Genomic DNA, 21,532 nt, shown 5'->3' with positions numbered 1-21,532 from the left:
CCGCATAGCGTGGACCGGATGGAAAACCATCAACCCCCCACCGCCCAGCAGATTATCGAGCGCATCACGTCAGACAAGGCCCTCCACGATGTCCTGCAACCGCTCCTCGAGGAAGTCCGGGGACTGCGCAGCGACATCCGGCAGATGCGGGAGACGATGGCAGCCGCCGCGCCTCCGCCCTACCTCACGGCCCGGGAACTGGCCCAGACGCTGCAGGTGTCCTATGAGACGGTCCGGCGCCGGGTGGCGGGAGGGGAGTGGCCCGCCCTGATGATTGGGAACCAGGCTAGGTTCGGGCCCGAGGAGATCGCCGCTATTCGTGAGCTGAGCTTCAAGCGGGCTCCGGCGCCGCACCCCTCCGGCCCGGAGCGGCGGGCCCGCAACAAGAAGATCCGGAGTATGCCCATCTTCGGGCAGGAATGATGTGCTCACTCTGTGCTCACTGGCTGAACTGCCCAGCAACGGCAAGGGTTCTGAGCCTGCGAGCTGACCCCGAGTCAGCCTGCACAGCGGTTGCCGCCTGACAGGCGAAAACGCGCATAGATAGCCGTGCCTTGTCAGGGATAGTCAATTAAACTGGGCCTATAACTGAAAACCCTTGGAGTCATCAACACCCGCACGGTGGTTGATCGGCTCCTTTTTCTTTAATCGAGGAGGGCCGAACATGGCCACATCACCAGCAGTCGGCACCATCCGCGACATCGCCAAGACCTACCGCGTCTCAGACTCCACAATCCGCCGGCGCATCCGCGAAGGCGTCCTCCCCGTGTACCGCCTCGGCGCCCACACCATCCGGGTGGCCTACGCGGACGCCGCACGCGTCTTCGCCGGCAGCGGAGTCGCAGCATGAGCTGGAACGTCATCGAGAAGACCCACCATGGCATCCGCTGCCTATTCATTCCCGTAAATGGCACCTACTACCGGGTGGCACCCGCCGCGCTTGACGACTGGGCACGCCTGTCCCAAGGGGTGGCGGCACTGCAGCGCCGAAGGAATGGAACGGCAACCCTGGAAGACTTCAGCCCGCACATGCAGCTGGGCCCGCAGCTGACAGCAATGTTGGCTCTTGGACCGACTTTGGAGGAGATCCGCAGGGAACGCCCGGGACGCCGGTGGATTCAGGAGGCCGCCCTTACGGCTACGTACTGGCATCTGTCGGGCTTCGAAGCGGCGCGGAAATACTGGGAGAAGGAGATCCTTAGCCATGGCGCTTAATTTGGGTGAACTGTTTGGCACCATCGGCCTCGACGCCTCCGAGTGGGATAAGGAACTCTTCCGGGCACAGCAGGGGTTGAAGTCCTTCGGCGTGGCCGGGGCCGCCCTCGCAGCTACCGCCGCCGTGGCTATCGGCGCCGCTCTGTCGAAGGGTGTCGCTGATGCGATCAACGTCGAGGCAGGCAACGACAAGCTCCAAGCCTCCCTAGGTCTCACGGAAGGACAGGCAGCCCGCGCCGGCGACGCTGCGGGGTCTGTCTACGCGCAGAACTTCGGTGCGTCCATGGAGGACGTTAACCTCGGTGTCGAGTCCGTGATGTCCTCCATCAAGGGCATGCGCGACGCAACCCAGGCCGACGTCGAAGACATGACCAAACGCATGCTGACTCTCGCCAGCAGCATGGGCATCGACGTGGCCAGGGCCGCGCAGGTCGCGGGCCAGATGATCACCTCCGGGATCGCGAAGGACGGCGTGCACGCCGCGGACCTCCTGACCGCTTCTCTGCAGAAGGTCCCGCAGAACGTCCGCGAAGACATCCTCGACGCGGTCGATGAGTACGGGCCCTTCATGAATTCCCTTGGCATCAAGGGTGAAGAGGCCATGGGCCTCCTCGTGCAGGCCTCCGAAAAGGGCATGTACGGGATCGACAAGACCGGTGACGCTCTCAAGGAATTCGGGATCCGCGCCACGGACATGTCCAAGGCCACCTCCGGAGCCTACGAAGCCCTGGGCATGGACCAGGAAGGCATGACGAAGAAGCTCCTCGCCGGGGGTGACACCGCCAAGACGGCCTTCGGGGACATCATCCACGGGCTGCAGGAAATGAAGGACCCGGTCGCCCAGTCACAGGCTGCCCTTGCCCTCTTCGGCACCCCGCTGGAAGACCTCTCCGTTACCGAAATCCCCAACTTTTTGGGCGCCCTTGATCCGATGGGTGACAAGTTCGATTCCGTTGCCGGGGCCTCGGACAAGGCCATGACAGACATTGCCTCGAACGCGAAGACCGGTTTCGACGGGTTCAAGCGCCAGGCTGAGGCCGCCCTGATCACCTTTGTGCAGGACAACATCATGCCCTCGGTGGGGCAGTTCGCGACCTTCCTGAACACCGAGGTCGGCCCGGCCATCACCCGTCTGGGTGACTGGATCACAAACACGGCCCTCCCGGCGCTGGGACGGTTCGGTGACTGGTTCCGGGAGAACCTGCCCACGATCCAGAACTGGGCTACCGGGGTCGGTGTGATCCTTTTCCCGCTGTTCCTCCGGCTCGCGATCTCCGCCGGGGTCTCGGCAGCGGCGCAGGTGGTTGCGTGGGCGACGGCAGCGGGCGGGGCGGTCAAGACCGCGGCGATCTATGTGGCGCAGTCGTACATCATGATCGGCCGGTTCGTGGCACTGTCCGCCGCCGCCACCGTGCATGCGGTGAAGACCGGGGCTGTGTGGGTCGCACAGACCATCGCGGCCGGGGTTCGCATGGCCGCCGCCTGGGTTGTGGCTGTCGCGCAGACGGTCGCCCAGTGGGCCATCATGGGCGCGCAGGCAACTGCCCGCGCCTTGGCCGTCTCCGCCATCTGGATTGCCCAGACCGTCGCCACCACCGCCCGAGTGGTGGCCTCGTGGGCTGTCACCGCCGCCCGGGTCGTGGCCTCCTTCGTGGTCATGGCCGCCGGCGCTACCGCCCAGGCTGCACGGATCGCCACCGTGTGGACTGTGCAGATGGTCAGCGCGGCGGCGAAGGGCGCCGCGTCGATGGCCGTGTCCGCCGCACGCGTCGTGGCCGGCTGGGTGCTTATGGGCGCCCAGTCCCTCATCCACGCCGCACGCATGGCAGCGGCCTGGTTCATCGCCCTCGGCCCGGTCGGCTGGGTCATCGCAGCCGTGATCGGTCTCGTTGCCCTGATCATCGCGAACTGGTCCAAAGTCTCCGCCTTCACCAAGCAGGCGTGGGAAGGTGCCGTCCGCTTCGTGTCCGACGCCTGGGGAAAGATCACCAGCGGAGTGTCCAACGGGATTTCGAACGTCGTGTCCTTCGTCTCCGGACTGCCGGGGCAGATCCTCGGCGCCCTCGGAAACCTCGGCGGGCTCCTGCTGAACGCGGGCGGGCAGATCATGGACGGCTTCCTCGGAGGTCTCCGCGACGGGTTCGAGTCCGTGAAGAACTTCGTCGGCGGGATCGGCGACTGGATCGCGAAGAACAAGGGCCCCAAAGCCTACGACCTGGCACTCCTCGTCCCCGCCGGCGGGTGGATCATGGAGGGCCTCGAAACCGGCATCCGGAAATCCCTCCCCTCCCTGCAGAAAACCCTGGGCGGCGTGTCCGCCACCATCGCCAACGGCGTCACAGGCGGCACGGTCGGGCTCACCACCCGGGGCAACCTCCCAGGAGGCCCGGCCGCCGCAGGCCCAGGCGTGACGAACAACTACTACAAGATGGACATCCGGGATCAGCAGGACCCTGTCGCGACGTCCATGGATCTCACCCGCCGCCTGGCAGCCCTCGCTAGCTAGGCGGCCTGTGCTCACTCAGTGATCACGCCGGATTCTTCCCGACCAGGGCAAGGGATCCGGCGTGATCATCTGATACCGAATCAGCAGCTTACGTTTGGTGCAAGGGGCACGCTCAATGGGTGTTTGATTCTAGTCCAAGGCCTCCTCGCTAGAATGTTTGTTGTACTCTTCAAGTCGGCGAGTATCGCAAAGACTGAGGAAGCGTTGAGATGGAAGTAGAGAAGTTCAGGGAAAGCCCTATCGGTAGCCTTGTTCGGATCCGGGGAATCGACGGGCTGAAGCGCGAGTATGACCACTTTTCATACGTGCCGCACCCGCTTGCGGGAGAGCCGGAGCTGACGAATGCCGCTTGGCATGCCGTTAGCCGTGCCAATCGCGCACTCGGAGCCTTGGACAAAGCGAGCCGTCAGGTCCCTAATCCAGCACTGATCCGGATGCCGATGATCCGGCGTGAAGCTCAAAGCACGTCCGCACTCGAAGGGACCTATGCTCCGCTGGATCGCGTCCTCGCGGTGGACGACGCCTCGGATAAGCCCAAGAGCGCCGAGCTGAACGAGATCATGAACTACGTCGCAGTTGCCGACCAGGCCTTCGAATGGGTGCAGGCAGGCCGGCGTATAACGCCTGGGCTTATGACAGACCTGCACCGCACGCTCGTTAGAGGGACAGCGGCTGACAATTCCGACGCGGGAGCCATAAGGTCGGTTCAGGTCGTCATTGGTAGCCGCGGTGGAGAGATCACCGACGCTCGCTTTATCCCGCAGCCTCCTGGTATCGAGCTTGAGACGGCCATCCGCGATCTTCTTGATTGGATAAATGAGACGCCTGTTGGAGGCCGTGATCCAGTCATCGCCGCTGCGCTCGCGCATTATCAGTTTGAGACTATCCACCCATTCAACGATGGGAATGGCCGGCTGGGTAGACTGCTTATCGTCTTGGGGCTAATGCGGGATGGAGTGGTAAGCGAGCCGCTGCTAAGCGTGTCTCCGTGGTTTGAGGCCCGCAGGGACTTGTATCAGGACCAGCTGGCCAAACTGAGTGCCACGGGTGATTGGTCGGGTTGGGTTGAGTTTTTCGCGGAAGGGATCGCGGCGTCAGCACAAGAGACGGCCGCCCTAGTGGATGACCTCCTCGATGTGAGCCAGAAGCACATGGAGACCTTGCGGGAAGCATCGGCTACGGGTGTCATTCTCGATGTCGCGGGCTCTTTGCTGGCGAACCCCATCGTGACGAAGGCGAAGTTGGCCAAAAAATTTGGCAAGAACTACCAGACCATCAGCAATGCAGTGGTCAAACTACAGCAGCTGGGCATCTTGGAGGACTACCCGTTCGAAGCCTCGCAGAACACTTACATCGCTATGGACATCTTCAGCATTTTGACCCGGCGTTAGTAGTTGTCGCGATGTAAACGCTTCCACTAGAACGCTTCCGAACCCATTCAAGTTTGCTTGAATCGATAGAGCGAAGTTCAAGTGGGGAAGCCATTCGCTAGAACGTGAGTCTAAAACTTCTAGTCGCCTGGGACATTCGCCCCCGTGATCACCGTGTGAGCACGCACCACACGATACGAGCGGATACGGCCGGGGACGGCGGCCTGTCCCAGCCCTTGAACTCGCGGGTCAGAAGGGATGGGGGAGCATGGGCGGTGACAGCCGATCACATAGGGGAAATCACTGTAAATCAGCTGGCAACGCCTACGGGGGTTCGAATCCCTCATCTGCCACAAAAATGAACACCCCGGTTTTCGAACCGGGGTGTTTTTCTTTGCACGGAGTTCGTGGTTCCTAAGCTTGTTCGCGGACCGGAACCTTCTGGTTTCGGGTCCGTGGACAAGCCTCTGACGGGGCCCGGCCGGGTGGAAAACCAGCCGTCGACACTGCCCGGCGCACCGGCGTAGGCTGGCAGCATCGGCGCATGTGCCCCGATGCCCTGCGTCGATACTTCCATCGATGAAGGAGGACCCAATGAGTGCTGTGCGTGAGTTTATGACCACTGACGCGCGCTGTATCAAGGAAAGCCAGTCCCTCGTGGACGCTGCCCGGATGATGATGGACCTGGATTGCGGATCGTTGCCCATCTGCGGTGACGACGGCAAGCTGACGGGCATGATCACCGACCGGGACATCGTCCTCAAGTGCGTTGCCACCGGCCGCAATCCGGCCGACATGCTGGCACGCGACCTCGCAACCGGCCGGCCGCACTGGATTGACGCCGATGCCAATGTGGACGCCGCGATTGAGCTGATGGAAAGGCACCAGATCAGGCGGCTGCCGGTCATTGCCGACCACAAACTGGTGGGCATCATCAGCCAGGGCGACATTGCCCGGAACTACACCGAACAGCGGGTTGGCGAGTTGGTGGAACACATTTCAGAGCGCCATCCCGCCTAGAGCAAAACCCCCGCTGAGGCAGCAGATGCCAAAGTAACGCCTGGCCTGTCCGCGGATCGGGTCCTTTCACAGGACCGGACCCGCGGACAACCTGTTAACGCAGCCAGCCCGGCCGCAGCAGTCAGTTCAGCGCAATCAACAGCATCTGGCTCGTCCCGGGAATGCAGGTCTGCAGGATGGCCCGCGGGAAGCTGCCGAACACGGCCGCCACGTCGTTGGTGGTCCCGGGATTGGGAACCTGGCCACGGCCCGTTACCGTATACGTCCCGTACCCCGGCAGGCTCACCGTTTCACCTACCGCGATGCCGGAAAAGCGTGCCCACCCGCCGCAGAAGTCGTGCTCCGTGATGAACAGCGAGTAGCCGTCGTTTGGGGTGAAGTGGATGGGCCCGATGCACGCGTCGATCAGCTCCTGCCCGCCGGACCCTGCGACATAGATGGTCCGCACTGCGGGCGCGGGCGCAGGAGCCGGTGCAGGGGCCGGGGGCGGTGGAGCAGGGGCAGGCGCGGGTACAGGGGCGGGGGCCGGATCGGGAGCCCCAGCAAGCGCTGGAACCGGAGGGGGTACGACGGCGGCGGGAGCCTTAGCGGGCGCCGGTGCCACCGCGGTCTGCCGGGCTGTGTAGTCCGCCATAGCAGGGCCGCCGGACGTAGCCGCACCGGCCGTCGTCGTGCCCGCCGTGGCCGTTTCAGCGCCGGGAACTGCGTCCGGCGCGCCAGGATGGGTGCTGAGGCTCAGGGCCCCGATGGTTATCGCTGCGGCAAGGGCGGCTCCGGCCATTCCGGCGTTGAACCTGAAACCCGGGACCGGGCCCCGAGCGGGCCAGCTGCGTGGTGCGTCGGTGGTGAAGTCATGGAAGGGAAGGGTGTTGAAGGGATCCTGTTGCGGGTTCATGGGCAGGCCGTCCAGCTACGGTCCTCCGGACGGGGCACGCCGCATCGAGGGCGGATATCCGGCACCCTGGAGTCGGACAGTTGATCACGGTGCGTAGGTGGCCCCGGCATCACGCCGGGCCACCTACGCCGGAAGCGACCGCATACCCAGAAAATACGGAGGCTTGAACGGGGGCGGATCCCGGCAGCCAACCCGGGAGGCCCGCCCTGCGTGGTCCTAGGAATCCCGAGTCTAGGAACAGACCCCGCGCCCGGCACGAGTACGCTGTACCCGGAAATCAGGGAGATTCGCCGGAACTCGTGCACGGGTGTACTCGCCTGGGGAACCGGGCTACTTGCCTGGCGGGCGGACTGCCCGCGCCCGCCGTCGACTCTTGTTACCAGCGGGTAACATAGGCGGCATGCACCTGATTCTGCGAACCATCCTGATGCTTTTCCGCTCTGCCCGGCGGACTCCGCTCACCATCTGGGACACGTCGTCGCTGCCGATGCGCGTCCTGCCCACCGATGTGGATATCGCCGTACACGTCAACAACGGCATGTATTTCTCGCTGATGGACCTTGGCCGGTTCGACCTCATGGTCCGCAGCGGCGTCTGGAAGCGCATGCGCCGGCGGGGCTGGTCTCCGGTCGCGGCGGGGGAGACCATCGCGTTCCGGAAGTCCCTCCAGCTATGGCAGCGCTACACCATCGAGACGCGCATCATCGGGCTGGACGCCAAAGCTGTCTACTTCGAGCAGCGCATGGTGTCCGACGGCGAAATTTACGCGCGCGCGTACATTGCCACCCGGCTGGTCGGCAGGGGGCGGCCGGTGAGCCAGGATGAGATCCTGGAAGAGTTCGGGCAGCCGCCGGCCGACCTGGTGCTGCCCGAGTGGATCCACGAGTGGCGGATTGCCAACGGGCTTCCCGGTGCCCGGACGCCCGCCCCGCACGCCTGGAACGCCTGACGTCCATCCTGAACGGGTCAGGCCCCCACATCACGCTGTTCGAGTGCGGCGGCCGCCAGCACCACGAGCGCTGCGGAAAGTGCATACAGCCAGCCCGCGGCAGCCCAGTCCGCGCCGTTGGACACAGGCGAGTTTCCGTAAGCCCAGTGGTAGGGGCTCAGGTTCAGCAGCCACTCCACGTCCTCGCTCTGGCGGCCGACGGCGTTGAACACGTACCCGAGCACACCCACCGCCGCCCCGGCTGCCATGCCGGCGGTCCGGCGCCCGGTCACTGCCCCGGCACAGAGGGCTGCGGTACCGCTCAGGAGCGCCAGCCCGGCGAACAGGACAGCCGCGCCAAACAGGTTCTCCAGTTTGATCCCCAGCTGCGAGGGGCCGTTGAGGAATGACACCAGCAGGAACACCCAGGCAGCAAGCAGCACGACCCGCAAAGCAAGGGCCAGCGCCCGCTCCAGCACCACCTGCACCCGCCGCACTCCGTGGGCCAGGGTCAGCTCCAGCTGCCCCGACTCTTCGTCGCCGCCCACTGCCGACGCACCCCACGCGACGGAGGCGATGGTCATCAGCAAGAATCCCAACAACCCGTACAGCGTGGCCTGCGTATAGCCGGGGCCAGTGGCGATCTGGTCGTAGTTCAGCGCCTTGGTCATCTCCGCCGGGAGGGCGTCGATCATGCCCTGCATCTGCGCGCTGCCGCCGATGGACGGGTACAGCGGAAGGTACAGGAAGCACGCGCCCGCCAGCCCGGCGGCCCACGCCAGGGTGGAACGCCAGGAGTCAACGAAGGAGCGGCGAAACAGCGGGAGCGCGGTCTTCATCGTCCGTCCTCCTGCGGAACCGAGTACATCTTCAGGACGGCGTCCTCCAGGTCCGGTTCCTCCAGCACCAGGTCCGCGAGCTCCAGCCAGCCCAGCATTCGGACCAGCGGCTGGATGGGGCCGGAGAGGGACGCCGAAAGCGTCACCGAGCCGTCGGACTCAAGCACCTCGACGTTTCCGGCACCGGGCACCTCAGTGAGCAGCGCAACGGCGTCGTCCGATGAAATTCCGTGCGCCGTGAACCGGACCCGCCGCTGGGCACCCTCGCGCAGGCCGCTGACGGATTCGACGGCGATGATGCGCCCGTCCCGCAGGATCGCCACCGTGTCCGCGGTCTGCTGCACCTCGCTCAGGACGTGCGAGCTGAGAAAAATGGTCTGTCCGCGGTGCCGGGCTTCACGGACCATCGCATGGAACTCCTGCTGCATCAAGGGGTCCAGGCCGCTGGTGGGCTCGTCCAAAACCAGCAGCTCGGGTTCGTGCATGAACGCCTGGACCAAACCGAGTTTCTGCTTGTTGCCTTTGGACAGTTTGCGCGTGTGGCTGTCGAGGTCCAGCCCCAGGCGTTCGGCGAGCTCGTTGATCCGGCCCTGCGGAACTGGTCCGCTGATGGCCTGGTAGTGGCTGAGGAGCTTCCGTCCCGTGACCCGCCCTTCCAGAAACAGTTCGCCCGGCAGGTAGCCGATGCGACGGCGCAGTTCCGGGCCCCCCGCCCGCGGGTCGGTGCCAAGGACGCGCACTTCGCCGCCGCTGGGCCGGATGATGTCCAGCAGACAGCGCATGGTGGTGGTCTTACCGGCGCCGTTAGGGCCAATGACGCCAAACACCGAGCCGGGCTCGACAGTGAAATCGACGCCGTGCAGAACTTCGCGCCGGCCAAAACTCTTGGTCAGCGACCGGGCCGAAATCGCGGCCGTCATAAGCCCTCCTGATGATGTACGCCTCGCCTGCCCTTAGGCTAAGCGCCGGAAGGCGTGCTGTATACGGCCGAACGGCCCTTATTCCCGATGACGCGGGGAGCGAACACCGCCCGGTTCTGGATCCGTTCCGCGTAGCGTAGATACATGGCTACCCTCGACATCACTGGTGAACAGTTCGCATCGACCATTGAAGGAAACGACATTGTCCTGGTGGATTTCTGGGCGGAATGGTGCGGTCCCTGCAAGCAGTTCGGACCCACGTACTCCGCAGTTTCCGAGAAGCACCCGGACGTAGTGTTCGCCAAGGTGGACACGGAGGCTGAGCAGCAGCTCGCCGCCGAGGCCGGCATTTCCTCCATCCCCACCCTGATGGCGTTCCGTGAAAAGGTGCTGGTATTCTCCCAGCCCGGTGCGCTGAACGCCCAGCAACTGGAACAGGTTGTGGATGCGGTGAAGGCCCTGGACATGGAGGAAGTCCATGCCCACGTGGCCCGCCAGCGCGAAGAGGCCGCGGCCGCCGCCAGCAAGCCGGCCGGCCCCCAGGACGGTTCCCAGATCCCCGACCTCTAAGTCCTCTTAAACAGCGAAGCGGGACCCGTCCGGACGGGTCCCGCTTCGCTGTTAAGGCTGCGTTAGATCCGCTCCACCTTCACGGGCTCGGCCAGCAGCGCGCTCAGGGATTCGTTCAGGTCCTGCACCGCGATGCCCTTGGAGTGCTTCTCCAGGTCTTCCTCCGAGGCCCACTGTTCGGTCAGGACCAGCTTCTTCTCGGTGGCTTCCGTCAGTTCGTAGCGGATGCAGCCGGGTTCGTTCACCACTTCGTCAATGGCGATTTCCAGCGCGAGCTTCACGCGGAAGAATTCGCCTTCATTGGGGATGAACGTTGCCTGCAGGTCGATGGGTGCACTCATGCGTTTCAGAATACCGGCCGGCGCCGGCCAGGTGCGGTAGCGTGCCTTCATGCGTGCTTACACAGCCGGCGACACCGACGTCCCCCTGCTTGAAGAGACCATCGGCCACAACTTTGAACGGATCGCAGCACAGTTCCCGCTGCATGACGCGCTGATCGAGGCGGCCCCGGTCCCGGGTGCGGATGCCCGGCGATGGAGCTACACCAAGATGAACGACGACGTCGACCGCCTGGCGCGCGCCCTGCTCGCGTTGGGCGTTGCCAAGGGGGAGCGCGTGGGCATCTGGAGCCCCAACTGCGCCGAATGGACCCTCCTGCAGTACGCCACCGCCAAGGTGGGTGCCATCCTGGTCAACGTCAACCCGGCCTACCGAAGCCACGAGCTTGAGTTCGTGGTCAAGCAGAACGGCATGCGGATGCTGGTCGCCGCGCCCACGGACCGCAACAGCGACTACGTGGGCATGGCCCGTGGCGCGCTCGCCACCTGCCCGGAGCTGCGCGAACTCGTCTTCCTGCCGGCGCCGGGCGGGGAAGGGCCCGGCGGGGAGGCCTACGACGCCGGCGTCCCCCTCAGCGAGGCAGAGCTGACGTACGCCGAGCTGCTCAGGCGGGCTGACGCCGTCGGGCATTCCGTGCTGAAGGAGCGCATGGCGGAACTTGACCCGCACGACCCGATCAACCTGCAGTACACGTCCGGAACCACCGGTTTCCCCAAGGGCGCCACGCTGACGCACCACAACATCCTGAACAACGGCTACGCCATCGGGGAGCTGCTGGGCTACACGGAGAACGACCGCGTGGTAATCCCGGTGCCGTTCTACCACTGCTTCGGCATGGTGATCGGCAACCTGAACGCGCTGAGCCACGGTGCCGCCACCATCATCCCCGGGCGCGGATTCTCACCCGCCGCAGCCCTGGAGGCGGTGCAGGACTTCGGCGGGACGTCCCTGTACGGGGTCCCCACAATGTTCATCGCCGAACTGGCGCTGGAGGACTTCGCTTCCTACGATATTTCCACGCTGCGTACCGGCGTCATGGCCGGTTCGCCGTGCCCGGTGGAGGTGATGAAACGGGTCATCTCGGATATGCACATGAAGGATGTGGCCATCTGCTACGGCATGACCGAGACCTCTCCGGTCTCCACCATGACCCGGCAGGGGGACACGCTCCGGCAGCGCACGGAAACGGTGGGCCGGACCATGCCGCAGCTTGAGTCGCAAATTGTGGACCCGGCGTCGGGCGGGGTCCTGGAACGTGGGCAGATCGGCGAGCTGTGCACGCGCGGCTACGCCGTGATGGCGGGGTACTGGAACCAGCCGGAGAAGACTGCGGAGGCCATTGACGCCGACGGCTGGATGCACACCGGGGACCTGGCCCGCATGGATGATGACGGGTACCTGGTGATCGAGGGCCGGATGAAGGACATGGTGATCCGCGGCGGCGAGAACATCTACCCGCGCGAGATCGAGGAGTTCCTCTACGCCCACCCGGACATCCAGGACGTGCAGGTGATCGGGGTGCCGGACGCCAAGTACGGGGAAGAACTGATGGCCTGCGTCATCCTCAAGCCCGGTGCTGAAACCTTGGACGCGCACGCGCTGGCAGAGTTCTGCCGCGGGAAGCTGGCGCATTACAAGATTCCCCGTTACGTGGAGGTCCGCGAAAGCTTCCCCATGACGGTGTCCGGCAAGGTGCGCAAGGTGGAGATGCGTGAGGAAGCCGTGGCCCGCCTCCGCCTCTGACTGTCAGTGGCGGCGGTGGTCCTGGATAGTCATCCGCGGGCCGAACGTGGGCTTGCGGAAGCCGCTGGCCTGGATCATCCGCACCACGCGCTGGCGGTGGCCGGTCCAGGGCTCCAGCAGCCGGAGCATGCCGGCGTCGTCCGTGCGGCGGCCGGTCAGCGCAGCACCCACATAGGCGGCCAGGTGGTAGTCGCCCACGGAGATCGAGTCGGGGCAGCCGTGCGTGCGCTGCACCACCTCCGCCGCGGTCCAGATGCCGATGCCGGGGATGGTCTGCAGCTTGGCAGCTGCCTCCGCCGCGGGCAGCGCTGCCAGGCGTTCAAGCGCGGGGGCGGACCGCAGCGCCCGCATCACGGTGGCTGAACGCTGGGGTCCTACGCCGGCCCGGTGCCACTCCCAGCTGGGGACCTGGAGCCATTGCGCCGGGGTGGGCGGCAGCTTGAGTCCGGCGGGAGCAAGGGGGGCGCCGGGCGGTGGTGATCCGAATTTGTGCACCAGGTACCGGTAGGCCCGCCGTGCCTCGATGACCGTGACCTTCTGCTCCAGGATGATCGGCACCAGCTGGTCCACCATGCGCCCGCTGGCGGGAAGCCGCAAGGCACGGCTCTGCCGCCTGGCCTCGCGCACCATCCGGGGAAGCGTGGCATGGAAGACGGGTTCGTCGAAGGCAGACCAGTCGTCCCCGGAACCCAGGAGCCGGGGCACGGCGGCCACCGCCGCTTCCGAACCCGGGCCCCACGCCTGGGCATCAACCGCGCCGGCGTTCGCCGGGGCGAGGCGCAGCGTCACCGGGCCGTCCGGCGTCGTAAACGCGTTCCAAGCCGCGCCTTCCTGCACGCTGAAGGAGGGGTCGCTGGCACCGCGGAGGAGGGGGCCGATAGTGCGGAGGAGATCGAACTCGCCGCCCGAATGCCAGCGCAGCGAAGCGTCCGCCGCGGCGGCGAGCCGGGCGGGTGCTGCTGCGATGGTCATGCCTCCCATCGTCCCACGCCGCCCCGACATCGGCCGCGCCGCAGGCCGGCGGCGGGCAGCGGCAAACCGGAAGCGGTAGCTTAGTATCCATGAAGTACGCCCAGTCCGTTTTGGACCTCATTGGCAATACCCCGCTCATCAAGCTGAACCACGTCACGGACGGCATTAAAGCCACTGTCCTGGTCAAACTTGAGTACGTGAACCCAGGCGGATCCATCAAGGACCGCATCGCGGTGAAGATGATCGAGGACGCCGAGCGCGACGGCAAGCTCCAGCCGGGCGGGACCATTATCGAACCCACCTCGGGCAACACCGGTGTTGGCCTGGCGCTCGTGGCCCAGCAGAAGGGCTACAAGTGCATCTTCGTGGTCCCGGACAAGGTGGGCGAGGATAAGCGCGCGGTGCTCCAGGCGTACGGCGCGGAGGTCGTTGTGACCCCCACGTCCGTCCCGCCGGACAGCCCGCAGAGCTATTACGGAGTCTCTGACCGGCTGGTTCGGGAGACCCCCGGCGCGTATAAGCCGGACCAGTTCTCCAACCCCGCGGCGCCCGGCAGCCATTACGAGACCACCGGTCCGGAGATCTGGCGCGACACCGACGGCAAGGTCACCCACTGCGTGATCGGCGCCGGCACCGGCGGCACCATCACGGGCACGGGCCGCTACCTCAAGGAGGTGTCGGCGGACCGTCCGGAGTCCGACGGCGGCGTGGTCAAGATCATCGGCGCGGACCCCGAAGGTTCGGTCTACTCCGGCGGCACCGGCCGTCCCTACTTCGTCGAGGGCGTCGGCGAGGACATGTGGCCGGGCAACTACGACAAGTCCGTCCCGGACCGGGTGATCGCGGTCAACGACGGCGACTCGTTCGCCATGACGCGCCGGCTGGCCCGCGAGGAAGGGCTGCTGGTGGGCGGCTCCTCCGGCATGGCGGTGGTGGCTGCGCTCGAGGCGGCAAAGGACCTGCCCGAGGAGGCTGTCGTCGTCGTGATCCTGCCCGACTCCGGCCGCGGCTACCTGGCGAAAATCTTCAACGACCAGTGGATGCGCTCCTACGGCTTCCTCTCCGGCGGCGAGGAAACGTCCGTCGGCGAGGTGATCAAGTCCAAGAACGGCGAACTGCCGGACCTGGTGCACATCCACCCCAATGAGTCCGTCCGCGATGTCATCAACATCATGAACGAATTCGGCGTCAGCCACATCCCGGTCCTCTCGCAGGAACCGCCCGTGGTGATGGGTGAGGTCCTGGGCGCCGTGGATGAGCGGTCCCTCACGGCCAAGCTCTTCCGCGGCGAGGCGAAGCTGACGGACAAGATTTCCGAGCACATGGGCCCCAAGCTGCCCGTGATCGGGTCGCTGGAGACCATCTCGGCGGCCCGCGAAATGCTCTCAGATGTGGACACCCTGATGGTGACGTTCGTGGGGGCGCCGGTGGGAATCATCACCCGGCACGACCTCCTGGCCTACCTCAGCAACTGATCCGCGCCAACCCGAAAAGGAGCATTATGACTGCCTCTGAGAACCAAGGCTTCAATACCCGGGCCGTGCACGCCGGCCAGCCTTTCGAACCGCGCACCGGCGCGGTGGTGCCGCCGCTGCACTTCAGCTCCACGTATGCCCAGGACGGCATCGGCGGGCTCCGCGACGGGTACGAGTACGGCCGCGGGGGCAACCCCACCCGCGACGCCCTGCAGGAGCAGCTGGCTGCTCTGGAGCTGGGCACCGACGCCTTCAGCTTCAGCTCCGGCCTGGCCGCGGAGGACGCCCTGATCCGCGCGCTCACCCGCCCGGGGGACCACATCGTCCTGGGCAATGACGCGTACGGCGGCACGTACCGGCTGATCAGCCGCGTGCTGGGGGAGTGGGGCATCGGGAACACCCCGGTGGACATGGCGGACCTGGATGCCGTGGCCAAGGCGGTGGCCGCGCAGCAGACCCGCATCGTCTGGGTGGAGACCCCCTCCAACCCGCTGATGAAGATCACCGATATCGCTGCGCTCGCCAAGGTAGCGCACGACGCCGGGGCCCTCCTTGTCGTGGACAACACCTTCGCGTCCCCCTACTTGCAGAACCCGCTGGCCCTGGGCGCCGACGTCGTGGTCCACTCCACGACGAAGTACATCGGCGGGCACTCCGACGTCGTCGGCGGCGCCGTGGTGGTCAAGGACGCGGAGCTGGCGGAGAAGATCGGCTTCGTGCAGTTCGCCGTCGGCGCCGTATCCGGTCCGATGGATGCCTTCCTGACCACCCGCGGCCTGAAGACCCTGGGCGTGCGGATGGACCGGCACAGCGAGAACGGCCAGGCGGTGGCCGAGTGGCTGCTGGAGCGCCCCGAGGTGGAGGCCGTGCTGTACCCGGGCCTGCCCTCGCACCCGGGCCATGAACTGGCGAAGCAGCAGATGAAGAAGTTCGGCGGCATGGTGTCAGTGCAATTCAAGGGCGGCGAGGCGGCGGCGCGGGCAGTTGCGGAAAACACGTCCGTGTTCACGCTGGCCGAATCCCTTGGTGGCATCGAGTCGCTGATGAACTACCCGTCCGAGATGACCCACGCGTCCGTGAAGGGCACCGAGCTGGCCGTCCCGGTCAACCTGCTCCGGCTCTCCTGCGGCATCGAGGACGTGGAGGACCTGATCTCGGACCTCGAACAGGCGTTCCGCTCCATTCCCTAGCCCTCCCGCCCCGCGAGATGGCATTTAACGGCAATGTTGACCCCCAACACTGCCGCGAAGTGCCATCTCGCGGAACGACGAAAGATAGCAGCCGCATGAGCACAATGCCTGGTGCAACGGAACAGGCCGGCAACCAGGTGTCTCCGCAGCCCGGTCCGCGCCGCCGCCTCCACCCGGCCTGGGTGGTGGCGGCGGTGGCGTTCCTTGCCCTGGTGGGTGCTGCCGGCTTCCGTGCTGCCCCCGGCGTGCTCATGGTTCCACTGCGGGAGGAGTTCGGCTGGTCCACCACGGTGCTGTCCGCCGCAGTGAGCATCAACCTGGTGCTGTTCGGCCTCACCGCCCCGTTTGCCGCGGCGTTGATGGAGCGCTTCGGAATCAGGGCGGTTACCGCCACTGCGCTGGTGCTGATCGGCATGGGCAGCGCGCTCGCTGTCCTGGTGAACCAGTCCTGGCAGATCCTGCTGACGTGGGGCCTGCTGATCGGCCTGGGGACGGGGTCCATGGCGCTGGTGTTCGCCGCGACCATCGCCAATACGTGGTTCGTGAAGAGCAGGGGGCTGGTAATTGGCATGCTCACCGCGGGCAGTGCGGCCGGGCAGCTGGTCTTCCTGCCGTTTATCGCCATGCTTGCCCAGGACCCGGGCTGGCGGCAGGCTTCCCTGCTGATCGCTGCGGGCGCCCTGGCAGTGGTTCCGCTGGTGTTGAAGTTCCTGAAGAACTCCCCGCAGGACGCAGGTGTGCTGCCTTACGGGGCGGACCCGTCCGGTGCCGCTCCAGTCCCTCCGGCGCGGCACCCCGGGGACAGCGGCAACGCGGCGGTCCGTGCCCTTCAGGTGCTGCGCCGGGCAAGCCGGGTGCGGACGTTCTGGGCGCTGGCGGCCGGGTTCGCGATCTGCGGCGCCACCACCAACGGGCTGATCGGCACCCACTTCATCCCGAGTGCCCATGACCACGGGATGCCCGAAACCACCGCGGCGGGACTGCTGGCCGTCGTCGGAATTTTCGACATCCTGGGAACCATCGCGTCCGGCTGGCTGACCGACCGCTTCAACCCGCGCATCCTGCTGGCGGTTTACTACCAGTTCCGCGGGATCGGCCTGCTGGTGCTGCCAATGCTGCTCAGCGCGGAGGTCCGGCCCAGCATGGTCGTGTTCGTGGTGATTTATGGCCTGGACTGGGTGGCCACCGTGCCGCCCACGGCCGCGATCTGCCGGGAGACCTTCGGCGCGGACGGCAGTGTGGTGTTCGGCTGGGTGTTCGCCGCGCACCAGCTGGGGGCCGCGGCAGCTGCCCTGGCGGCAGGCGCCATCCGGGACTCCACCGGGCACTACACCTATGCCTGGCTGGGTGCCGCGGCGATGTGCACCGTGGCCGCCGTGGTCAGTGCCACCATCCGCAAGGACAGCAAGCCCCGGGAATCCCTCCCGGCCACTACGGCGTAAGCGCCCGCCATCGAGATGGCATTTCGCAGCAGTCCCGGCGGGAAACGTTGCTGCGGACTGCTCCCCAGCCGCTCCCTCGCCTCGCAAGCTCTGCCAGGGAGCCCTGCGGGCGTGGGCCCGTCTCGCGGACTGCCGCCGGCCGCGCCGTTACGCTGGTGCCATGGAACCTCCCGTCGAAGTACCTGCCCGTCCGGTTGCGCTCGTTACGGGGGCTGGGCGGCTGGCCGGCATCGGCGCCGGAATTGCCCGGCACCTGGCCGCGGACGGCTGGGACCTGGCCCTGGCGTACTGGCACCCCTACGATGCCCGCATGCCGTGGGGAAGCCAGCCGGACGACGTCGTACGCCTGATTGCCGAGCTGGAAGTCATCGGCGCCCGCGTCCACCTGTTGCCCGCGGACCTGGCGGATCCCGCCGCGGCGGAGAAGCTGGTGGCGGACGCGGTAGAGCTGGCCGGTCCGCTGCGGGGCCTGGTGCTCAGCCACGCGGAATCGGTCGATTCGGGCATCCTGGACACCACACTCGAATCGTTCGAGCGCCACTTCGCTGTCAATACCCGCGCCAGCTGGCAGCTGATCGCAGCGTTCGCGCGGCAGGCAACGGACGACGGCGGCGCCATCGTTGCGCTGACCAGTGACCACACAGCGTTCAACCTCCCCTACGGCGCCTCAAAGGGGGCGCTGGACCGGATCGTCATTGCCGCTGCGCGTGAGCTGGGGCCGCGGGGGATCTCGGCCAACGTGCTGAACCCTGGGCCGGTTGACACGGGCTGGATGGACGAGGAGCTGCGGAAGGCCCTCACCGAACGCCAGCCGACGGGACGCCTGGGCACGCCCGCGGATGTTGCGTCCACGGTGGCCTTCCTACTTTCGCCGGCGGGCCGCTGGGTGTCCGGACAGCTGATCAAGGCCGATGGCGGGTTCTCGGCCTGAGCAGGACCGGTGCTGCGGGCCCGACCCCTACACTGGTGCCATGGAAACCGCCTCCGTCCTTGCCGTGTGCCGCGTCCACCAGCTCCTCGAAGACGCCGGCGGGGTAGGGGTCACGGCTATTGACAAGCGACCCGCGGACGGACAGGTCAAAGTCCATAGACTGGGGCTGCGCGGCGACATCCAGGCGGACAGGTTCAACCACGGCGGTGAGGACCAGGCGGTGTACGCCTACTCCCAGGCGGACGCCGACTTCTGGGCGCAGGAGCTGGGCCGTGAACTGCCGCCGGGCATCTTCGGCGAGAACCTTCGCGTGGGCGGCATCGACGCCACCGGCGCGGTGATCGGGGAGCGCTGGAAGATCGGGCTGGACGTCGAGCTGGAAGTTACCTCACCGCGCGTCCCATGCGCCACGTTCCAGCGGCGCATGGACCAGCCGCAGTGGGTCAAGCGCTTCACCGAAGAAGGCCGCGTGGGCACCTACCTGCGGGTCGTCCACACCGGCGCCATCCAGGCCGGAGACCACATCCACCGCACCTTCGTTCCCCGCCACGGCATCACCGTGGGGCAGTGGTTCAGCGAGCCCACACCGGATCTTGTCGACGCCCTGCGCGATGCCGAGGCCGACGGCGAGATCCGCCTCCAGGCCGAGTACCACGCCAAGTTTGACGCCGTTCTCCGCCGCTTCGGCAGGTGACACCCGGCGAAGCCCGCCGTCGCCCGGCCGGCCATGTGCGCAAGCTCACCGCCGCCGTCGTCCGCTGAATTTCCGGAAGGGCGCACCGGTGTCCTACACTTGAAACATCCCCCACTCCGGAAATCCCTTATTCCTGCCCAATTTTTGAGGCAGGACTGGCAAGTGTTGGGGCCCGCGCAAGCGATGCGGGCATTTTCATAGGGAGAGCCGGCTAAAGAAAACGCTGTACAGACTGCTGGGATAGCAGCCAAGAGATGCAGCGCGAAGTCCTGCCACGGGATTGCGAAAGCGCCGGACTTCTGTGACCGGCCGGTCAATGTTTGCCCGGCACCCACGGCACACGTACTGCGGCTCCGCTCACCTCGGGTAGTGCCGCCTGGCCCCCTATGGATGAGGAATCTTTCCCTATGCCCGAAAATCAGAACGAAAATTACGACGCCGACACCACCGTGAACGACGCCGCAGCAGCTTCCGCGGTCGCCGCCGAAGCCCCCGCAGCTCCCGCTGCCGAAACACCGGCCGCTGAAACGACGGCCGCTGAAACTCCGGCCGCCCGCCCCGAGGCGGACGCCGAGGACAACACCGTCAAGTTCGCCGACCTCGGCATTGACGGCCGCGTCCTCGCCGCGCTGCAGGATGTCGGCTACGAAAAGCCGTCCCCCATCCAGGCAGCCACCATCCCGCTGCTGCTCGAAGGCCGCGACGTCGTGGGCCTGGCGCAGACCGGTACCGGCAAGACTGCAGCATTCGCAGTGCCGGCACTGTCCCGCCTGGCCGAACTGCACGACCTCAACGGCCCGTCCCGCAAGACGCAGGCCCTGGTCCTCGCCCCGACCCGTGAGCTGGCGCTCCAGGTTGCAGAGGCCTTCACCTCCTACGCCAAGCACATCGACGACTTCACCGTCCTCCCCGTCTACGGCGGGTCCGCCTACGGCCCCCAGCTGGCCGGCCTGCGCCGCGGTGCCCAGGTCGTCGTCGGTACCCCCGGCCGCGTGATCGACCACATCTCCAAGGGTTCCCTGGACCTGTCCGAACTCCAGTACCTGGTGCTGGACGAGGCCGACGAAATGCTGCGGATGGGCTTCGCCGAAGACGTGGAGCAGATCTTCCAGCAGACCCCATCGGACCGCCAGGTGGCGCTGTTCTCGGCAACCATGCCCAGCCAGATCCGCCGCATGTCCAAGCAGTACCTGAACGATCCCGCAGAGATCTCGGTCAAGACCAAGACCTCCACGGGCACCAACATCCGCCAGCGCTACCTGCAGGTCATGGGTCCGCACAAGCTGGACGCGCTGACCCGCATCCTCGAGGTGGAAGAGTTCGACGGCGTCATCGCCTTCGTGCGCACCAAGATGGCCACCGAGGACCTGGCTGACAAGCTGAAGTCCCGCGGTTTCCAGGCTGCCGCCATCAACGGCGACATCCCGCAGCAGCAGCGTGAACGCACGGTTGACGCGCTGAAGGAAGGCCGCATCGACATTCTGGTGGCCACCGACGTCGCCGCCCGCGGCCTGGACGTGGAACGCATCAGCCACGTGGTCAACTACGACATCCCGCACGACACTGAGTCCTACGTGCACCGCATCGGCCGCACGGGCCGCGCCGGCCGCAACGGTGATGCGATCCTCTTCATGACGCCGCGTGAGAAGTACCTGCTGCGCGCCATCGAGAAGGCCACCCGCCAGCCGGTTGAGCAGATGCACCTGCCCACCGCCGAGACCGTGAACACGCTGCGCCTGGGCAAGTTCGCCGAGCGCATCACCGAGACCCTCGCCTCCGAGGACGTCTCCATGTTCCGTGACCTGATCGCCTCCTACGAGGAAGAGCACAAGGTGCCGGCAGCCGAAATCGCTGCGGCCCTTGCTGTGATGGCCCAGGGCGGCCAGCCGCTCCTGGTCAAGGAACTGCCGGCAGCTCCCGAGTTCCAGAAGCGCGAACGGTCCAAGGACGGCTTCGGCTCCCGGGGCCCGACCCGCCAGCTCACCGAGGGCAACGCCACCTACCGGATCGCCGTGGGCCGCCGCCAGCGCGTCATGCCCGGCTCCATCGTGGGCGCCATCGCCAACGAGGGCGGCATCTCGTCCTCGCAGATCGGCGGCATCGACATCCGTTCGGACCACTCCCTGGTGGAGCTGCCCGCGGACCTGAGCGCCGAGCAGCTGCGCGCCCTGTCCCGCACCCGGATCGGCGGCGAGCTGATCCACCTCGAGCTGGACAACGGCCGCCGTCCCTCCGGCGACCGCCCCAGCTACCAGGGCAGCCGTGGCGGCGACCGTGGCGGCAACTTCAAGGGCAGCGGCGGCTTCAAGCGCGAGTTCCGCAAGAACGACGGCGAGCGGTCCTCTGCCGACCGCGGTGGACGTTCGTACAGCGAGCGTTCCGGCGACTCCCGCTTCGGCGGGCACGGTGACGGCTCCCGCAAGCCCCGCGGCAATGACAGCGGCCACCGCGACTTCAACCGCAAGGGCAAGTGGTAGGCCTTC

General features: G+C 66.4%; 20 protein-coding genes. 15 read left to right on the top strand and 5 right to left on the bottom strand.

The genetic code is table 11. The features are described 5' to 3' along the window. Window positions 1–18 precede the first annotated feature (18 nt). The 6 genes from ACIQCM_RS05430 (at window position 19) to ACIQCM_RS05405 (ending at window position 6,111) form a co-directional block, all read left to right on the top strand. Entirely contained in the window at window positions 19–423 is a 405-nt protein-coding gene (locus ACIQCM_RS05430; RefSeq protein ID WP_400604530.1) for a helix-turn-helix domain-containing protein, read from the top strand. A gap of 241 nt (window positions 424–664) precedes the next feature. Further along, window positions 665–850 (top strand): helix-turn-helix domain-containing protein, encoded by a 186-nt coding sequence (locus ACIQCM_RS05425; RefSeq protein WP_400604528.1) that lies wholly within the window; start codon window positions 665–667, stop codon window positions 848–850. Then, window positions 847–1,215, top strand: coding sequence for a hypothetical protein (locus tag ACIQCM_RS05420; protein ID WP_400604526.1), 369 nt, complete (start codon window positions 847–849; stop codon window positions 1,213–1,215). Before ACIQCM_RS05425 ends, ACIQCM_RS05420 begins: the two co-directional genes overlap by 4 nt. Continuing rightward, complete coding sequence (locus ACIQCM_RS05415) at window positions 1,205–3,721, top strand: phage tail tape measure protein (protein WP_400604524.1); 2,517 nt, start codon at window positions 1,205–1,207, stop codon at window positions 3,719–3,721. The genes ACIQCM_RS05420 and ACIQCM_RS05415 overlap by 11 nt, the downstream gene beginning before the upstream one ends. A gap of 209 nt (window positions 3,722–3,930) precedes the next feature. Beyond that, window positions 3,931–5,112, top strand: coding sequence for a Fic family protein (locus tag ACIQCM_RS05410; protein ID WP_400604522.1), 1,182 nt, complete (start codon window positions 3,931–3,933; stop codon window positions 5,110–5,112). 573 nt (window positions 5,113–5,685) lie between these two features. Beyond that, window positions 5,686–6,111, top strand: a complete 426-nt coding sequence (locus ACIQCM_RS05405; protein ID WP_400604520.1) for a CBS domain-containing protein — start codon at window positions 5,686–5,688, stop codon at window positions 6,109–6,111. A gap of 121 nt (window positions 6,112–6,232) precedes the next feature. Here ACIQCM_RS05405 and ACIQCM_RS05400 read toward each other — a convergent pair whose 3' ends face one another. Further along, window positions 6,233–7,006, bottom strand: a complete 774-nt coding sequence (locus ACIQCM_RS05400; protein ID WP_400604518.1) for a peptidoglycan-binding protein — start codon at window positions 7,004–7,006, stop codon at window positions 6,233–6,235. 400 nt (window positions 7,007–7,406) lie between these two features. On the opposite strand from ACIQCM_RS05400, the gene ACIQCM_RS05395 reads away from it, so the two are divergent. Beyond that, window positions 7,407–7,955 carry an acyl-CoA thioesterase gene (locus ACIQCM_RS05395; RefSeq protein ID WP_400604517.1) on the top strand — a complete coding sequence of 183 codons (549 nt, stop codon included), beginning with the start codon at window positions 7,407–7,409 and terminating at the stop codon, window positions 7,953–7,955. Between the two features lie 17 nt (window positions 7,956–7,972). Here the strand turns inward: ACIQCM_RS05395 and ACIQCM_RS05390 are convergent, their stop codons facing one another. Together ACIQCM_RS05390 and ACIQCM_RS05385 are read right to left on the bottom strand one after the other, a co-directional pair. Next, entirely contained in the window at window positions 7,973–8,773 is an 801-nt protein-coding gene (locus ACIQCM_RS05390) for an ABC transporter permease subunit (protein WP_400604515.1), read from the bottom strand. Next, window positions 8,770–9,693 carry an ABC transporter ATP-binding protein gene (locus ACIQCM_RS05385; RefSeq protein WP_400604513.1) on the bottom strand — a complete coding sequence of 308 codons (924 nt, stop codon included), beginning with the start codon at window positions 9,691–9,693 and terminating at the stop codon, window positions 8,770–8,772. The genes ACIQCM_RS05390 and ACIQCM_RS05385 overlap by 4 nt, the downstream gene beginning before the upstream one ends. A gap of 144 nt (window positions 9,694–9,837) precedes the next feature. Between ACIQCM_RS05385 and trxA the strand changes: the two genes are divergently transcribed. Continuing rightward, window positions 9,838–10,263 (top strand): thioredoxin, encoded by a 426-nt coding sequence (trxA, locus tag ACIQCM_RS05380; protein WP_400604511.1) that lies wholly within the window; start codon window positions 9,838–9,840, stop codon window positions 10,261–10,263. Window positions 10,264–10,325: 62 nt separating this feature from the next. Here the strand turns inward: trxA and ACIQCM_RS05375 are convergent, their stop codons facing one another. Next, window positions 10,326–10,604 carry a putative quinol monooxygenase gene (locus tag ACIQCM_RS05375; protein WP_400604509.1) on the bottom strand — a complete coding sequence of 93 codons (279 nt, stop codon included), beginning with the start codon at window positions 10,602–10,604 and terminating at the stop codon, window positions 10,326–10,328. Window positions 10,605–10,653: 49 nt separating this feature from the next. Between ACIQCM_RS05375 and ACIQCM_RS05370 the strand changes: the two genes are divergently transcribed. Further along, on the top strand, window positions 10,654–12,345 hold the full coding sequence (locus ACIQCM_RS05370; RefSeq protein WP_400604507.1) for an AMP-binding protein: 1,692 nt from the start codon (window positions 10,654–10,656) through the stop codon (window positions 12,343–12,345). A 3-nt stretch (window positions 12,346–12,348) separates the two neighbouring features. Here the strand turns inward: ACIQCM_RS05370 and ACIQCM_RS05365 are convergent, their stop codons facing one another. Next, the gene (locus tag ACIQCM_RS05365; RefSeq protein WP_400604505.1) at window positions 12,349–13,317 is read right to left on the bottom strand and encodes a DNA-3-methyladenine glycosylase family protein; all 969 of its coding nucleotides are present in this window, start codon (window positions 13,315–13,317) and stop codon (window positions 12,349–12,351) included. 89 nt (window positions 13,318–13,406) lie between these two features. Between ACIQCM_RS05365 and ACIQCM_RS05360 the strand changes: the two genes are divergently transcribed. From ACIQCM_RS05360 to ACIQCM_RS05335, 6 genes are all read left to right on the top strand, one after another. Beyond that, the gene (locus tag ACIQCM_RS05360) at window positions 13,407–14,792 is read left to right on the top strand and encodes a cystathionine beta-synthase (protein WP_400604503.1); all 1,386 of its coding nucleotides are present in this window, start codon (window positions 13,407–13,409) and stop codon (window positions 14,790–14,792) included. Between the two features lie 26 nt (window positions 14,793–14,818). Then, window positions 14,819–15,982, top strand: a complete 1,164-nt coding sequence (locus ACIQCM_RS05355) for a cystathionine gamma-synthase (RefSeq protein ID WP_400604501.1) — start codon at window positions 14,819–14,821, stop codon at window positions 15,980–15,982. Window positions 15,983–16,077: 95 nt separating this feature from the next. After that, window positions 16,078–17,424 carry an MFS transporter gene (locus tag ACIQCM_RS05350; protein ID WP_400604499.1) on the top strand — a complete coding sequence of 449 codons (1,347 nt, stop codon included), beginning with the start codon at window positions 16,078–16,080 and terminating at the stop codon, window positions 17,422–17,424. A 160-nt stretch (window positions 17,425–17,584) separates the two neighbouring features. Next, complete coding sequence (locus tag ACIQCM_RS05345) at window positions 17,585–18,355, top strand: SDR family oxidoreductase (protein WP_400604497.1); 771 nt, start codon at window positions 17,585–17,587, stop codon at window positions 18,353–18,355. Between the two features lie 40 nt (window positions 18,356–18,395). Then, the gene (locus ACIQCM_RS05340; RefSeq protein WP_400604495.1) at window positions 18,396–19,049 is read left to right on the top strand and encodes an MOSC domain-containing protein; all 654 of its coding nucleotides are present in this window, start codon (window positions 18,396–18,398) and stop codon (window positions 19,047–19,049) included. Between the two features lie 407 nt (window positions 19,050–19,456). Then, the gene (locus ACIQCM_RS05335; RefSeq protein ID WP_400604493.1) at window positions 19,457–21,526 is read left to right on the top strand and encodes a DEAD/DEAH box helicase; all 2,070 of its coding nucleotides are present in this window, start codon (window positions 19,457–19,459) and stop codon (window positions 21,524–21,526) included. The last annotated feature ends 6 nt before the right edge of the window (window positions 21,527–21,532 follow it).

The sequence above is a fragment of the Pseudarthrobacter sp. NPDC092439 genome (assembly GCF_044754945.1).
Lineage (GTDB): Bacteria > Actinomycetota > Actinomycetes > Actinomycetales > Micrococcaceae > Arthrobacter.
This window is presented reverse-complemented; position numbering and strand designations above follow the sequence as displayed.